Origin of the sequence: Pseudoalteromonas sp. B160, assembly GCF_037162485.1 — a bacterium.
GTDB lineage: Bacteria > Pseudomonadota > Gammaproteobacteria > Enterobacterales > Alteromonadaceae > Pseudoalteromonas > Pseudoalteromonas rhizosphaerae.
In genome coordinates this window covers 2,663,163-2,678,846 of the sequence record NZ_JARLUX010000001.1, presented here as the reverse complement: position 1 = coordinate 2,678,846, position 15,684 = coordinate 2,663,163, and the positions used below count along the sequence as shown (strand labels likewise).

The window sequence follows — 15,684 nt, the reverse complement described above, 5'->3', positions numbered from 1 at the left end:
GCAGTGACGCTTAAATGAGTAAACGGACAAGGAATGATTACTCATAAACCTCGAATTAAAGGTTACGTTAGGAAAAAATGGATTCACGGACAGGCTCAGGATGAGTAGCACTAAGGATAGTAAATACACGGACAGCGTCAAGATGATGCGAAAAGGAATAACAACAGGGCTCGCAAGAGAGTTGTTAGACAGGATGTTATAAAAGCGGACAGATGGACAGGCCCTAAAGGGTATCACAATGGAACTGTTAACTAAGGGATAGCATCAGGACGATGCGTAAAGGACCGGTAATAGAGATTATCAAAAAGGATCAAAAGGAAGCACATAGGACAGAGGCACGGATAGCCTATATCACGCAGAACGAATAAGTAACAGTGTGATCACATGGATTAGTAAAGTTTAGGAGTTGATTAAGTTCAATTGCAGGATGCAGAAAATTAGAAGATTCCGCAAGCGCGACTAGCGATAGTTCGCGCTTTTCTTTTGCCCAAAAATACCCTTTGCTTAACGACTACTTGCCAATTAACTCGCTCATTAATACTCTCGCGTCTAATCTAATACGTTATTGATTGTGTATAAGCGATGACTTCTCTAAAATAGCGCGCTCATAAATCATTGAGGTCGGCCGTGTTAATTAACTACAATCCTCCATTAGATCCGTATTTAACCATTTTATTTCAAGATGATGATTTACTGATCGTCAACAAGCCCAGTGAACTTTTGACTGTGCCAGGAAAAGATCCTAAACACGCCGATTGTTTGATAGCTCGCGTTAACCGTGTTTTTCCTACGGCAAAAATAGTTCACCGCTTAGATATGGCAACCTCTGGAATTATTTGTTTAGCAATGCATAAAGCGGCTCATCGTCATTTAAGTATGCAGTTTCAAGAACGCCAAACTGCAAAGCGCTATATTGCACGAGTGTACGGTAAATTAGAGCCATTAACGGGATCAGTCAATTTGCCACTGATCTGTGATTGGCCAAACCGCCCTAAGCAAATGGTTGATCATGACAAGGGGAAGCCCTCTTTAACTCATTACACTGTACTGGAGCATGAGTTGCACGCCACTCGTGTGGAACTTACCCCTATTACCGGACGCTCACATCAATTACGTGTGCATATGTTGTCATTGGGGCACCCTATTTTAGGCGATAGGCTCTATGCTCACCCTGATGCCCTGGCTGCTGCCCCGCGCTTGCAATTGCACGCACAAATGCTACAGCTCACTCACCCAGGAACAGCACAAATTATGACTTTTGAAGCTGAGCCAGAGTTTTAATTACGAGCTTAAAATCACACTAAACTTTTTGCTGTACACGCCGATAACAACTTATTGATTCATCGTGGTGGTTTATATGGCTATCGGCAAACAGTTTAAAGTATGGCAATTAATTAGTTTGGTTTACGCGACTTTCTTGGCCATGCCAGCCCAAGCAGCCGACTTTATTGCACCCACACCATGGTCAACAATCAGCAGTAATGATTTATCACGCTTAATGCCGCAAGATGAACTAAAACCGCTACTTGCCGGTGATACTGAGTTTTTAAGTTTATATCGCCAACACATGAGTGCCCAGCAGCGCGGTGTGGTGTTGATTATCCCTGATTGGCAACACTTACCTACCAATAACAACGGGCTCAACTTTTTACGTACGCAACTTAACGATTTAGGCTATGCCACAATTGCTATGACGGTACCCGATATTGATTGGCAAGCAGCGCCATCTGCGGATGCAAGTGAAACAACTGAACCTGCAACGGCTAAGCAAACTACAAGTTTAGACAATGGCGAACCATCAGCTGACACAGCTACTCCTGTTGTACATGTTGATGCTATCGCTCATATAAGCAATGCGATAATAGATAATTATAAACTCAACTTAATTGCACGCTTTAATGCGTTGTATCAAAGTGCATTGGATGAAGATGGAAAAATTGTTGTTATTGCACAAGGTGCCTCTGCTGGAGTATTGCTCGAACACTATGGCGAATATCCAAATACCAACATAGATGCATTTGTCAGCCTTAGCAGTTATTTACCAAACAGTAGACGTAACCAACAACTTAACGCGATTATATCGACTATTAGCCCGCCGTTATTGGATATTTACTACAACATAGATAACCCAGACTTACTGCTGAGTGTGGCGGATAGAAAACGCTGGGTTAAACGTCACAGTAAATATGATTACCGCCAACGTGAGCTGTTTGGTTTGCGCTCTGAGCCTGAGCAACATGAGCGCTTGACCAAAGAAGTAGACGGGTTTTTACGCCGCCTTTTTTAAATATTCGTAAGCGGCTTGAATATCTTGGCTTTTCTTGACTGCCAGTTCCATCATATGTTTAGGTAAACCTTGAGAAACTAATTTATCAGGATGGTGCTGCGCCATTAATTTACGGTACGCTACTTTTACTTCTCGTTCACTCGCCTCATTATTTAGCCCCAGCAAAGCCAGAGCTTGAGTACGGCTCATGCCACTATTTGGCGGTACATGATGCCCTGAGCCTTCACGATAACTACTGCTTTGCCCTTGTTGACGTTGTTGCTGCTGTTGATAGCGTTGTTGTTGCTGACGAAATGAAAATTCAGCTTGGTAACGTTTAAGTACAAATGCAAAGTGAGTTTTAGAGATCCCTAATAACTTACTTACATCTTGGAGTAGCTCCTTTTCTTGCGCAGCTAACACCCCATCAGAAAACGCCATTTGGATTTGAATTTCTAAAAACAGTTGTAATAAATCATGGCGACGAGCAAAACGCTCTTTAAAATCGAAAACAGTTTCTTTTAATGAAAAATCAGCGTCTTTTCCCGCTTTAAATGCATCTTGTGCCTCTTTGCGATCATCACCAGTGAGTCCCATTTCATCCATAAATAAACTGGCAGCACGGATGTGGGTTTCGCTTACGCGGCCATTTGACTTAGCAATGTGCCCCATTACTCCAAAACAGCTGGTAAAAAATAACGCTTGGCGCTGATTAATATCATCATCGCCTTTAAATAAGCTTGAAAAGCCGCCGGCTTTATCAAAGTTCTGCTTTAAACTCTTGTCAAACATATGGCCCAGGTATAAGCCTATAAATAAGCCTATAATACGCCCAAACATAAAGCCAAAGCAGGCACCTAAAATTTTACCCCACATGAGGCGCTCCTATTATATGTGAATTACTTAATGAGTTTTTTGTTGCTCTATCAACAACTCATTCAATTGAGCTAATCGTTCTGGAGTTCCGATATCGTCCCAGTTACCTATGTACAGCTCCGTAGAGACAACATGCTCAGCCAATTTACTTTTTAATAATGGCCCTAAGCGATGAGTACCCGCTGTAATTCCTGCAAAAAATTGCTGATGAAAGCGACTAATACCAGAAAATGTATACTTGGGGCTATCTGCGCTTAGATGACGCAACGTAAAGTCACCATTTGGGTTGTGGGCTGGATTTTCAACCAACACAATATGTGCCTCGCCCGCATCTAAGTGAATATGCAGTAATGAACTAACATCATAGTCGGTAAATATATCGCCATTAATAACAATAAATTGCTCACCAAGCAAAGGTAATGCTTGAATAATACCACCTGCAGTTTCTAATCCCTGCTCAGGCTCTTGGCTATACTCAATATGTACACCAAGCCGGCTACCATCGCCAAAGTAAGCACGGATCTTATCTCCTTGCCAAGCAAGGTTAATAATAAAATCAGTGATCCCTGCTGTTTTTAGTCGCTCAATATGATGCTCGATTAATGGTTTTCCTTGCACCTTTAACATAGGTTTAGGTAATTCTGCGGTAAGTGGCATCATTCGCTGACCGCGACCCGCGGCTAAAATCATCGCTTTCATTATTTAGTTGGCACTTTATTAAGTGCGACTAAGGTAGCAGGAATAATCTTACTGTTGATCCATTTACCCAGCTCCACCAACGATGAATGATCTTGCGCCACATCACTAATGTAGCGCAGTGTCGGTAATACATTATCCATATAACCGAGTTTACCATCGCGTAAATTTAACCGGCAAAAAATACCCGCCGCTTTTAAATGGCGTTGAATACCGGTTAAATCAAACCATTGTTTAAAGGTTGCAAAGCTGATGTTACTGAGCAAGCCCTGTTGCTCAAACTCAGCAAATGCATGCTCAAGTAAGTATTCAAGTTCATCGTGAGGAAGTTTAAAATAACAATCACGCAGTAACGATACCAGGTCATAGCATACCGGGCCTTGCACGGCATCTTGATAGTCAATAATTGCCCATTGCTGTTCACTGTGCATAATATTACGGCTATGAAAATCACGGTGTACGGTGACGCTAGGTTGCGCGAGTATATTTTCAATTAATAACTCACAGCTCGTTTGCCATAAAGTACGTTCTGCAACAGTAACTTCTAGCTCTAAAAATCCCTCTACCAACCATTCTAAAAAAATACTTAGTTCTAATTCTAAAAATGCCCGATCAAAATCTTTCATGTGCTCAACAGGCGGCATTTTTGCCCATTGTGCACTAAGTTTTATAAGGTGTTTATAGTGATTAATACGTTCTTTATCATCTAGCATATCAGCAAGATGTGTGTTGCCTAAATCGCTTAATAAGAAGAACCCTTGCTTTTCATCAGCATGTAATATTTTTGGTAGTTTGAAACCATGCTCAGAAAAAACTTTGTTGAGTTCTATATAAGGAGTGTTATCGAGCTTAGCTGGATCTGAGTCCATAACTATATAGCTATCTTGACCGCGATTTAGACGGAAATAACGACGAAAGCTGGCGTCTCCGGTGATCGCAGCTAGCTGGTATACTTCATCTTCGAAGTGCGGATTTAAAAACTGCTGTAAACTTTTATAACGATTCATTTTACAAGATATCTATTTTTCACTAAGTCAATTACTGTATTTGCCATTGTTTTCCTTTATTATGTCATTCTTACATCCAACGACAGCATATTAAGGTTAATAAATGAGCAAAACCTGGGGCATGATGATGCTAAGTGTGATCAGCGCACCATCGTTCGCCGAAACTGAACTGACACACAACTTTTGTGGCAATTCAATGCAAACCAGAGCTTGGCAACCGCTTGCTGGCCTTGACTTAGGCATGATCGATATCCGTTCAGATGATATTGAACTGCTTGGCACCCAAAGCGCAGAATTTACCGGTAATGTTGATATTAACACCCTTACTATGAGTTTGTCCGCACAAAGTGCGCTAATTGACAAACAGCGTGGGTTACTTAATGCAACTGGCCCTATTACTTACCGTGACACTATCAGTGAAGTAAATAGCTCAGGTCTTAATGCTGATTTAAATAGTTCTGAAATCAGCCTACTTGGTGCCGATTATAAGCTGACGGATCAACAAGCACACGGCGGAGCGGAAAAGCTCACTATTAATAAGTCTGGCTTAGATCTGCTGAACGCAAGCTTTACTACCTGTCCAAGCGATACGCCCGTGTGGGCAATTCAAGCTGAACAAATTTTATTATCCAGTGATGAAGGCTGGGGCGAAACCCATGATATGGTATTGCGTATTATGGATACGCCTGTACTTTATTTACCCTATTTCACTTTCCCAATTGATAATCGCAGAAAGTCGGGCTTATTAACACCCAATATTTCCAGTTCAGATCGCTACGGCGTAGAAACAGTTACTCCATATTATTGGAATATTGCACCAAACTTTGATGCCACGATTACACCACGCTATATGTCTAAAAAAGGCTTGCAGCTGCAAACCGAATTTCGTTATTTGAGTGATAGCAATGAAGGTCTCGTAGCACTTGAATACCTTGACAAAGACGACTCCGAACCAGAACTCAAAGAGCGCTTTCTATTTCACTGGCAACAACAAAGTTATTTTGCCGAAAATTGGCGTGCTAATGTTGATATAACCAACGTCAGCGATGATAACTATCTCACTGATTTGGGTTCTAATTACGCAACACGTACTGACACACAACTGTACCGTACTGGCTCGTTATCACACTTAGGTGATACTTGGCGTACAGATATAAAAGTACAAAACTTTGAAGTGCTCGGTGATCATGTTGAATCGTATGCGGCGTGGCCACAAATTAGCTTTTCGCAAACAGCACCATTTAGTTTTCAGGATATTGAACTTACCCTAGACGGTGAACTGAGCCACTTTACAAATGACACTCAAGTTATTGAAAAGGCAACTCGTTTACACATCGAACCAAAAGCAAGCTACGGCTACCAAGAGCATGCATGGTCGTTTTTATCTGAATTTAGCGTATTGCACACTAACTATAAGCAAGAAGGTGATTTGGCAAATACTGATTATGCTAAATCAGTATCGCGTACTTTGCCTAAAGTGCGTTTATACAGCCAATTAAACTTTGAGCGTGAAACCACTATCTTCGCTGATGATGGTATTCAAACCTTAGAGCCACAACTGCAGTATTTGTATACACCGAATAAAGATCAATCCAATATAGGTTTATACGATACAACAAAATTACAAGATGATTTTTTTGGTTTATTCCGTGATAGTCGTTTTTCAAGTGTGGATCGTATAGCCGCAGCAAATCAATTTACATTAGGTGCAACCACGCGTTTATTTAATAATAAAAGTGAAGAGTTGTTTAATTTTAGTGCTGGTCAAATATTTTATTTAAGTGACTCAGCCAAGCCAACATCGCAAGGGTTAAACTCAGATACCAACTATAATGCCTTGTTTGCCGCACAAACCATGTTACATTGGCACCGCCGCTGGTATTTATCAGGCGGAATTCAATATGACACCGATGGTAAACAGATTATCCAGTCAAATGTGACCTTAGATTATAAAGGTGACGATAATCAACTCGTTCAATTGAACCATCGCTATGCAAATGATGTCTCAGGCAATACAATCGAACAAGTTGGCTTTTTTACTAGCATTCCGCTCAGTGATCAATGGCAGTTTGTAAGTAGCTATCACCGTGATTTAGAAAACGGTCGTAGTGTCGAGGTGTTCAGCGGATTGCAATATGAATCATGCTGTTGGGCCTTTCAAGTTACCGCCCGTCGCCAAATCGCAACTGATTTAAATCAAGCGATAGGCCAAGAACAAGCCACTTTTGATTCAAGTATTGGATTTAATATTGTCTTAAAAGGGTTAGGTAGTAAAAGCCGTTATGATGCACAAAAATTATTACAACAAGGTATTTTTGGCTATCGTAGACCGTATTTTCTTAATAACTAGTATCACCGTACTATTAGCAAGAGTATTAGAAAAAGTATGAATTTAAAAAAATTATTAGCATCAGCATTTTTGACGCTTGGTTTATGCCAAAGCGCTTTCGCAGCCCCTGTTGAAATAGATAAGGTGGTTGGTATTGTAAACCAAGGGGTTATTTTACAAAGTGAAGTAAACACTATTGTTAACCGCGTAAAAACCCAAGCCAAAGAGCAAGGACAAGAATTACCTTCGGATGATACGCTACGTATTCAAGCAATGGAGCGTTTAGTAAATCAAGCGTTGATGATGCAATTAGCTGAGCGTATGGGGTTAGAAATCTCTGATAGCCAACTGGACCAAACTTTGGTTGGTATGGCGAAAGAGCAAGGCGGAACAATCGCAGACCTACGCCGTACTATTGAATCATCAGGCGAGAGTTTCCAATCTTATCGTGAAGAAATTCGTAAAGAGATCACAACTCAACAAGTAATGCGCGCAAACGTAGACCGTCGTATTTATATTAGCCCACAAGAAGTTGATAATCTCTTAAAAATAATGGAAAGCCAAGGTCAAAATACGGAAGAGTATGACATTGGCCATATCCTCGTTGATATTCCAAATAATGCCACTGCGGATGAAATTGCTAGCGCAAAAACTCGCGCAGATAAAGTTATTGAGTTTTTACAAGACGGGAAAGAATTTAAACGTATCGCCATTTCATCATCAAGTGGTTCAAAAGCACTTGAAGGTGGTCAATTAGGCTGGATGAGCATTAATGAAATGCCATCACTCTTTGCTGAAGCAGTTAAGGGCACCAAAAAAGATGCCATTATAGGCCCGCTTCGTTCAGGCGCTGGTTTTCATATTATTAAAGTTCAAGACATTCGTGGTCGCCAGGTTGTTGAAACAACCGAAGTGCGCTCTCGCCATATCTTAATCAAGCCGTCAATCATCTTAAGCGAAGAAAAAGCCCGCAATATGCTTAATGGCTTTGCTAAAGATTTACGTGCTGGGACTGCTGACTTTGGTGAACTTGCTAAAGAGTATTCAGAAGATCCAGGCTCTGCACTTAAAGGTGGAGAGTACGATTGGACAGATCCTACGACCTATGCGCCACAGTTTAGAGATGCCCTACTATCACTTGATAAAAATGAGATCAGTGACCCGTTTAGAACCACATTTGGTTGGCATATAGTGCAGCTATTAGACAAACGTATAGCTGATAAAACCGAACTAGCTAAACGTAACCGTGCTCACGGCATGCTCTTTAATCGTAAATTTAAAGAAGAAAGCTTTAACTGGCAGCAAGAAATGCGTGAGCAAGCCCATGTTGAAATTTTCCCAATTGATGAATAACCAATGATCCTACGTATTGCAATTACTCCTGGCGAACCTGCCGGGATCGGCCCAGATTTACTGTTGCAACTTGCACAGCATGATTGGCCTGCGCAGCTGGTTGTGATTGCTGATAAGCAATTATTACAACAGCGAGCCAAACAGCTTGGTTTAACAATCAATTTAATTCCATTTGATGAAAATGCACCAGCTGTAATCGCCCCTGCAGGAAGTGTCTATCTGCACCAAGTTGATTTAGGTGCCGACGTTGAGATGGGTGTGTTAAATGATGCCAACGGTCAATACGTACTCGATACCTTGCGTATCGCGTGCGAAAAGAATATGAATGGTACGTTTGCAGCCGTTGTAACTGGTCCTGTTAATAAAGGTATTATCAATAAAGCTGGCATTTCATTTAGTGGCCATACCGAATACTTTGCCCAGCAATCAAACACCCCTGATGTGGTGATGTTATTAGCTACTGAAGGCTTAAGAGTTGCACTAGTGACCACGCACATCCCACTGGCTTATGTATCACGTGCTATTACAAGTGAGCGTTTAAGTAAAGTTGCAGGTATTTTAAACCATGATTTACAAACTAAATTTGGTATCGAAAAACCACGTATTTTAGTCTGTGGGCTTAACCCTCATGCGGGTGAAGATGGCCATTTAGGGCGTGAAGAGATTGACACCATCACCCCAACCATTGAACAGCTAAATAGTGAAGGTATGAATTTAATCGGGCCATTGCCTGCTGACACCTTGTTCCAAGACAAATATCTATCACAAGCTGATGCAGTGCTTGCAATGTATCACGATCAAGGTTTACCTGTGCTAAAATACAAAGGTTTTGGCAAATCAGTTAATATCACCCTTGGTTTGCCGTTTATACGCACCTCAGTTGATCACGGTACGGCGCTCGATTTAGCAGGTACTGGTGATGCTGATGTAGGTAGTTTTGAATTAGCGATCCGCGAAGCAATTAAGCTCGCCCATGAAAAAGCACAAAATCAATGACAGATAAAGTACATTTAGGACACCGCGCCCGCAAACGTTTTGGGCAAAACTTTTTATGTGATGAGATGATCATCGATAAAATCGTCACCGCGATTGATCCTAAACCTGAAGATAATTTAGTTGAAATCGGTCCTGGTCTAGGTGCTATCACTGAACCGGTAAGTGAGCTAAGTGGCCACTTAACGGTTGTTGAACTAGATAAAGATTTAGCCCAGCGCTTAACTGAGCACCCATTTTTAGGGCCTAAGCTTACTGTGCATCAAGGTGATGCGATGAAATTTGATTTTTCAAGTTTGATCAAAGCTGACCGCAACAAACTAAAAGTGTTTGGTAATTTACCATACAATATTTCAACACCATTGCTGTTCCATTTATTTGAGTTTGCCGACAACATTGAGCATATGCACTTTATGCTACAAAAAGAAGTGGTGAAACGCATGGTAGCAGGACCTGGTAGTAAAACATTTGGTCGCTTGAGCGTAATGACACAGTATTACTGTAATGCAATGCCTGTCATCGAAGTACCACCAGAGTGTTTTAAACCAGCACCGAAAGTTGATTCTGCCGTTATTCGTTTAATACCGAAAAAGCCAGAGCAACGTACAGCAAAAAGTACTAAAATTCTTAACACTGTGTGTTTAGAGGCCTTTAATCAGCGCCGCAAAACACTGCGCAACAGCTTAGCTAATTTACTCACCGCAGATGAATTAACTAGCATTGGTATAGATATCACGTTGCGTGCTGAAAGCCTTTCGTTACAACAATTTATTGATATAGCTAATTGGATTTATGACAACAAGCAGTAATTTGGGCTCACCCATCAAAGTATCGGTAGAAACATTTTATGTTGAGGGTCAATCACAACCTGAACTTGATAAATATGTATTTGCTTATTCCGTTACCATTAAAAATCACAGTCTATGCAGCGCAAAGTTAATTAGCCGCTATTGGTTGATCACTGATGCAAATGGTAAAGAAATCGAAGTACAAGGTGAAGGCGTCGTCGGTGAAAAACCAACTATTGGTCCTGGTGAAAGCTATAAATATACCAGTGGTGCAGTGCTAGATACTCCCGTAGGAACGATGCAAGGTTATTACACCTTGAAGAATGAGTTCGGTACAGAGTTTGATGCACCTATTAATGTTTTTCGTTTATCACTGCCTAATATTTTACATTAAATAACCTGAAATCGGGTTAAGATATTTATTAACGCATTGATTTAATGATATAACTAGCCTTTAAGCTGTCCTGTCGGAGATTTTCAGAGATAACAAGGCGAATTTACGCGTCAATAGCTGGCCTATTGCAAGTAGATTCAACGCAGTTAGCGTTGAAAATAGCCACAGGAGATAGATTTATTCTCCCGAATTTAGGTTAAATAATGGCAAATTATGCGATAGGTGATCTACAAGGTTGTTATAAAGAATTTCAAGCTTTGTTGCTGCAAGTTGACTTCAACCCAAGTAAAGACAACCTTTATTTAGTGGGCGACATTGTCGCCCGCGGCCCCGACTCTCTTGCCTGCCTAGATTATTTATATACACATCAAGATAGTATCACCGTTACCTTAGGTAATCATGACTTACATCTGATTGCCAATTATATGTTAGATAAACCCGCTAATCCAAAAGACAAGCTCACCGCCCTGCTTGGTTCAGCAAAACTACCTGCTTATATAGCCATGCTAAAGCAGCAACCATTGGCTCTATGGCTTGAAACAGAACAGGTATTTATTAGCCACGCCGGCCTCAACCCCGCATGGTCCATTGAGCAGGCTCTGCAACATGCTCAATTTGCTGAATCCTGCTATCAAGGTGAGAATGCGCGCGATTTTTTCAAACATATGTATGAGCAGCACCCAGGCCTTTGGAGTGAGCAACTCAATGAGTTTGAGCGATTTCGTTATATTGTTAACTACTTTACCAGAATGCGATTTTTAACCCTTGATGAACAATTAGAGTTAAGCTATAAAGGTAGTATTACTAACGCTACTGCAATGATGCCTTGGTTTGAGCACCCAAAATTTACAACTTTTAAACAGCATATTGTATTTGGACATTGGGCTGCTCTTGAGGGCGTAACTAATCATGCAAATATCCATGCTTTGGATACAGGCTGTGTATGGGGTGGGAAGCTGAGCTTGATGGAGTTAAAAAATAAGCAATACTTTAGCGCTAATTCTACTGATTTCATCTAATTTAACTGAAAAATTAATCATCTTCTGTTAGATTTATAGTAACGAATGTTAAAAGTAATTGAATTTAATTACTTAACTTATCCGCAATAAAGCCGATAAAGTCTAATTGCTACTCTCTTTATGGAATTTTTATATGAACTTAACTGTCAGCCAACGTATTTGGGGTGGTTTTATTTGTATCACCTTATTACTTCTTTTAATTGGGGGTAATTCACTGTTCAGAATCGCAAATATTAATAATTCAGCACAGCAAGTAAATCAATTATCATTGCCGGCATTAGAACAAAGCTCAGAACTACAGGTTGAGTTTATCCTGATGAGTAAAGCCGCCCAAGCTAGTTTTTATACCTCTTCAGCAGCAGAGCTTGCGCCAATTGAAAAGTTGGTGTTCGAACAAAAACAACGCTTTGATAAAGCTTATTCACAGTTAAAACTCGTTGTACGTGACAACGATCAACTAAATCAAAATAGTCAAAACGTTGAGCGAACTTACAAAAGCTTTATTAAATTAGTAGAAGATTTATTAAAAGATAAAAAAACCCAATTAGAACTCAATAAATCATTACGAGCACAATTAGAAACGATAGAGCTTGCAGCGGAAGATGCTAATTCTGTGGTTTTGGATATTATCGATATTGATGGTTTAGAAAGCAGTGATAGCAGAGCCTATCAAGCGGCTAATAAATTAGAAAATAACTTTTTGTCTTTAGTCACCAACAGCACTGACATGCTGACAGTTAAAACCCAAAATACCTTAGATATCGTCAAAAATGAGCAGCTTTATTATTTAGAGGAGATTGAGCGTAGCTTAAAGCTACTAAAACCGGTTGTTGAAGCAGCAGAGCCTGGTTTATATAACGATCTAAACAATTACTTCGTCTCTCTTCGCGATAACATTCTCGGCAACAATAGTATTTCAGCTAACAAAAAGCGTTTAATTGATGTAATCGCAATGACTGAAAAGGAACTTACAGAGGCAGAGCAAGCTACGGCAACTGCAATAAAACAACTTAATGAATTAGTTTCTCAAGCTAGTAATGTTGCTTTTGAATTGCAAAAAGAAGTTAGGACCGACGTAGATTCAGCTAATTTATGGACCTGGGTTGGTATGATCAGCGCAACTTTGTTAGCCATAATCGTAGCTTATATAACGGTTAACCGCATTATTAAACCGCTTGCAGAAGTAAACCGCATTCTTGATATTGTTGCTAGTGGCGACATGACACAACGTCTAGACGATACAGCTAAAGATGAATTTGGTGAACTATCGCGTAGCTGTAATACACTTATAGCCAGCTTACGCAGCTTGATCCAAGGTATTATATCTCGTTCCACACAACTTGCTGCGGCCTCAGAAGAAACGTCTGCTATCACCGGTGAATCAAGTCAAGCAATTCGTAATCAACAAGCACAGGTAGAACAAGCTGCAACAGCGACAACGGAAATGAGCAGTACCTCACAAACAGTAAGCAATAGCGCACAACAGGCACTTAAAGAAATCAAAAATGCCGATAAAGAAGCTGAGCGTGTTAAGGGTATTTCTAGCCAGAATAAATCGACCATTGAGCAGCTAGCTCGTGAAGTTGAATCAGCCTCACTAGTCATTAATAAGCTTCATCAAGATAGCGCCTCAATTGGTAGTATTCTTGATGTTATTCGTGGTATCGCGGATCAAACTAACTTACTAGCACTTAATGCAGCTATTGAAGCAGCACGTGCTGGTGAACAAGGTCGTGGTTTTGCCGTTGTTGCTGATGAGGTTCGTTCATTGGCTAGTAAAACACAAGCCTCGACTCAAGAAATTCAAGCCATGATCGAATCATTGCAAACAGGCGCGGAAGCAGCCGTAACTGCAATGTCTAAAGGCAAGCAACAAGCTGATTCTTGTGTTGAACAATCAGACCTAGCCAACGCAGCACTGGATTCAATCACCTCAGCGGTTGCTTTAGCACATGATGTGAGTGAAGAAATATCGACAGCAGCACAAGAGCAACAACAAGTCTCACAAGAGATTAGCGAGCGCCTTGAGTCTATCGTAGCCATTGCTGAACAAACCGCTGAAGGAGCTAATCAGACTAATATATCAAGCTCTGAGGTCGCTAAACTTGCCGAAGAGTTACGCTTGTCTGTAGATGAGTTCAAAGTCTAGGGCAAAGCAAATTAAAACAACAAAGCCGTGTTGATTTAAAACACGGCTTTTTTTCGAAAAATAAACCACCGATACCCCACTTTTCACTGCTGAGCTAACAAATTGCGTGAGAACAGCCAACTGTTATAATTTCATCGTCCACACACTAGCTTTGCTTGTTGGCAATACTCCATTATTTTTCCACAAAAAAGCCGAACTCCACGTTAATAAAGTTCGGCTTTTAATGATCATCAAGCTTAGCTAGATTACTTTACCTATGCAGCAGGATACTCGCGATACGCACGCTCAATATTCTTCGCTTGCTTTTTAGAGATACCTAAATGCGCAAGTGCTACACGTAAACGTGCGCGCGATAGATCTGAGCCTAATATTTCCATTGCATCAAGTACTGATGTTGAAGACGTTTTGCCAGTAATAGCGACAAATATCGGCTCTAAAAAGTCTTTAATCTTCAGCTCATGGAAAGTAGACACCGCTTTAGCTATAGCAAATATTGCTGATTTCTCCCAGCTTCGTAAGCCCTCAAGCTCCCAGATAAAGAACTGTAAAGCTTGGCGAATTACATCTTCATCGGCTTTACCAGCGGTCAGTAACGCAGGGTCGTAAGTTGGAATACCACCGACAAAATGACCGGCTAAATCAACCATATCTGATAGGGTATTAATGCGGGCTTTCGCCTCTGGTAATACTTTAGCAAGCATTGCCCCATTAAACTTCCAATCTACAAAGCGCTGAATTAGCTCTTCGTTGCTGAAGTTTTCGCGGATCCACATGCCGTTTAACCAGCTTAGTTTATCAACGTCAAATACTGGGCCACCGAGAGATACACGCTTCATATCAAAATGTTCAATCATTTCAGCAAGCGTGAACTTTTCACGCTCATCCGGCATTGACCAGCCCATGCGTCCAAGGTAGTTAAGTACCGCTTCAGGTAAGTACCCCATTTCTTTATAGTAATTAATAGAAGTTGGATTTTTACGCTTAGATAGCTTTGACTTATCTGGATTACGTAATAGTGGTAAGTGACCAAGCACCGGCGCTTGCCAACCAAAATCTTCATATAATTTTAGCAGCTTAGGCGCAGAGTTGATCCACTCCTCACCACGGAAAATATGGCTAATTTCCATATGGTGGTCATCAACCACGTTAGCTAAAAAGTAAGTTGGGAAACCATCGGCTTTAAGTAACACTTGCATATCAACGTTTTCCCACGGGATCTCAATTTCACCACGTAAGTAATCGTTAAATTTAAAGGTACCTTCGCTTGGAATATTCATACGTATAACGTAAGGCTTACCGGCAGCTAAGTTGGCTTTAATTTCGTCATCCGTAAGGTTTAAACCACGACCATCGTATTTAGGACGCAGGCCTTCAGCCATTTGCTCTTCACGCATTTGGTCCAGCTCTTCGCTGGTTGCAAAACAATAAAATGCTTTGCCATCATCAACTAACTGATGTGCATATTTTTTATATAAATCGCTACGCTCTGATTGACGATAAGGACCAAACTCACCACCGACATCAGGACCATGATCCCATTCAAGCCCTAACCAACGAAGACTATCCATAATCGCTTGCTCTGATTCTGGTGTGCTACGTACTTGGTCTGTGTCTTCAATACGAAGTACAAATTCGCCACCTTGCTGCTTAGCAAAACAGTAATTAAATAAGGCGATATAAGCGGTACCAAGATGCGGGTCACCAGTTGGTGACGGCGCAACACGTGTACGAATTGTCATGGTTATGTTCTCTTTCAATGGACAATAAAATATGCGCTAAATGCTAACACAGCAAATGCGCTTGAAAAATGAATA

Annotated in this window: 13 protein-coding genes; 9 read left to right on the top strand and 4 right to left on the bottom strand. The window is 40.8% G+C overall.

Features of this window, described 5'->3' with window-relative positions; translation table 11 throughout:
* Positions 1 to 627: 627 nt before the first annotated feature.
* A complete protein-coding gene (gene rluA / locus P4S61_RS12415) occupies positions 628 to 1,281 on the top strand; it encodes a bifunctional tRNA pseudouridine(32) synthase/23S rRNA pseudouridine(746) synthase RluA (RefSeq protein ID WP_149982086.1) in 654 nt (217 codons plus the stop codon).
* 76 nt (positions 1,282 to 1,357) lie between these two features.
* Positions 1,358 to 2,287 (top strand): DUF3530 family protein, encoded by a 930-nt coding sequence (locus tag P4S61_RS12410; RefSeq protein WP_337118343.1) that lies wholly within the window; start codon positions 1,358 to 1,360, stop codon positions 2,285 to 2,287.
* On the opposite strand, the gene djlA is transcribed toward P4S61_RS12410, so the two are convergent.
* From djlA to P4S61_RS12395, 3 genes are read right to left on the bottom strand one after another with little or no spacing between them, the layout of a single operon-like run.
* Positions 2,270 to 3,142 (bottom strand): co-chaperone DjlA, encoded by an 873-nt coding sequence (gene djlA / locus P4S61_RS12405; RefSeq protein WP_145235456.1) that lies wholly within the window; start codon positions 3,140 to 3,142, stop codon positions 2,270 to 2,272. The two genes, P4S61_RS12410 and djlA, sit on opposite strands and share 18 nt — an antisense overlap.
* 27 nt (positions 3,143 to 3,169) lie before the next feature.
* The gene (gene murU, locus P4S61_RS12400) at positions 3,170 to 3,841 is read right to left on the bottom strand and encodes an N-acetylmuramate alpha-1-phosphate uridylyltransferase MurU (protein ID WP_145235454.1); all 672 of its coding nucleotides are present in this window, start codon (positions 3,839 to 3,841) and stop codon (positions 3,170 to 3,172) included.
* Positions 3,841 to 4,845, bottom strand: coding sequence for an aminoglycoside phosphotransferase family protein (locus P4S61_RS12395; RefSeq protein ID WP_337118342.1), 1,005 nt, complete (start codon positions 4,843 to 4,845; stop codon positions 3,841 to 3,843). The genes murU and P4S61_RS12395 overlap by 1 nt, the downstream gene beginning before the upstream one ends.
* 103 nt (positions 4,846 to 4,948) lie before the next feature.
* On the opposite strand from P4S61_RS12395, the gene lptD reads away from it, so the two are divergent.
* From lptD to P4S61_RS12360, 7 genes are all read left to right on the top strand, one after another.
* Positions 4,949 to 7,195, top strand: a complete 2,247-nt coding sequence (gene lptD, locus P4S61_RS12390) for an LPS assembly protein LptD (protein ID WP_145235450.1) — start codon at positions 4,949 to 4,951, stop codon at positions 7,193 to 7,195.
* A gap of 36 nt (positions 7,196 to 7,231) precedes the next feature.
* Positions 7,232 to 8,527 carry a peptidylprolyl isomerase SurA gene (gene surA, locus P4S61_RS12385; RefSeq protein ID WP_145235448.1) on the top strand — a complete coding sequence of 432 codons (1,296 nt, stop codon included), beginning with the start codon at positions 7,232 to 7,234 and terminating at the stop codon, positions 8,525 to 8,527.
* Positions 8,528 to 8,530: 3 nt separating this feature from the next.
* A complete protein-coding gene (gene pdxA / locus P4S61_RS12380) occupies positions 8,531 to 9,523 on the top strand; it encodes a 4-hydroxythreonine-4-phosphate dehydrogenase PdxA (RefSeq protein WP_145235446.1) in 993 nt (330 codons plus the stop codon).
* Positions 9,520 to 10,329, top strand: coding sequence for a 16S rRNA (adenine(1518)-N(6)/adenine(1519)-N(6))-dimethyltransferase RsmA (gene rsmA / locus P4S61_RS12375; protein ID WP_145235444.1), 810 nt, complete (start codon positions 9,520 to 9,522; stop codon positions 10,327 to 10,329). Before pdxA ends, rsmA begins: the two co-directional genes overlap by 4 nt.
* Positions 10,313 to 10,702, top strand: a complete 390-nt coding sequence (gene apaG / locus P4S61_RS12370; protein WP_145235442.1) for a Co2+/Mg2+ efflux protein ApaG — start codon at positions 10,313 to 10,315, stop codon at positions 10,700 to 10,702. The genes rsmA and apaG overlap by 17 nt, the downstream gene beginning before the upstream one ends.
* 203 nt (positions 10,703 to 10,905) lie before the next feature.
* Positions 10,906 to 11,721, top strand: a complete 816-nt coding sequence (locus P4S61_RS12365; protein ID WP_337118341.1) for a symmetrical bis(5'-nucleosyl)-tetraphosphatase — start codon at positions 10,906 to 10,908, stop codon at positions 11,719 to 11,721.
* 133 nt (positions 11,722 to 11,854) lie between these two features.
* Positions 11,855 to 13,870 carry a methyl-accepting chemotaxis protein gene (locus tag P4S61_RS12360; RefSeq protein WP_182731791.1) on the top strand — a complete coding sequence of 672 codons (2,016 nt, stop codon included), beginning with the start codon at positions 11,855 to 11,857 and terminating at the stop codon, positions 13,868 to 13,870.
* A 254-nt stretch (positions 13,871 to 14,124) separates the two neighbouring features.
* On the opposite strand, the gene gltX is transcribed toward P4S61_RS12360, so the two are convergent.
* Positions 14,125 to 15,609 (bottom strand): glutamate--tRNA ligase, encoded by a 1,485-nt coding sequence (gene gltX / locus P4S61_RS12355; protein WP_145235434.1) that lies wholly within the window; start codon positions 15,607 to 15,609, stop codon positions 14,125 to 14,127.
* Between the last annotated feature and the right edge of the window lie 75 nt (positions 15,610 to 15,684).

Bases quoted from the DNA above. Each gene is read 5' to 3' on its own strand.
- P4S61_RS12410 (WP_337118343.1), top strand. From the start codon at position 1,358: ATGGCTATCGGCAAACAGTTTAAAGTATGGCAATTAATTAGTTTGGTT.
- lptD (WP_145235450.1), top strand. From the start codon at position 4,949: ATGAGCAAAACCTGGGGCATGATGATGCTAAGTGTGATCAGCGCACCA.
- P4S61_RS12365 (WP_337118341.1), top strand. From the start codon at position 10,906: ATGGCAAATTATGCGATAGGTGATCTACAAGGTTGTTATAAAGAATTT.
- P4S61_RS12395 (WP_337118342.1), bottom strand. From the start codon at position 4,845: ATGAATCGTTATAAAAGTTTACAGCAGTTTTTAAATCCGCACTTCGAA.
- gltX (WP_145235434.1), bottom strand. From the start codon at position 15,609: ATGACAATTCGTACACGTGTTGCGCCGTCACCAACTGGTGACCCGCAT.
- apaG (WP_145235442.1), top strand. From the start codon at position 10,313: ATGACAACAAGCAGTAATTTGGGCTCACCCATCAAAGTATCGGTAGAA.
- rsmA (WP_145235444.1), top strand. From the start codon at position 9,520: ATGACAGATAAAGTACATTTAGGACACCGCGCCCGCAAACGTTTTGGG.
- djlA (WP_145235456.1), bottom strand. From the start codon at position 3,142: ATGTGGGGTAAAATTTTAGGTGCCTGCTTTGGCTTTATGTTTGGGCGT.
- murU (WP_145235454.1), bottom strand. From the start codon at position 3,841: ATGAAAGCGATGATTTTAGCCGCGGGTCGCGGTCAGCGAATGATGCCA.
- P4S61_RS12360 (WP_182731791.1), top strand. From the start codon at position 11,855: ATGAACTTAACTGTCAGCCAACGTATTTGGGGTGGTTTTATTTGTATC.
- surA (WP_145235448.1), top strand. From the start codon at position 7,232: ATGAATTTAAAAAAATTATTAGCATCAGCATTTTTGACGCTTGGTTTA.
- pdxA (WP_145235446.1), top strand. From the start codon at position 8,531: ATGATCCTACGTATTGCAATTACTCCTGGCGAACCTGCCGGGATCGGC.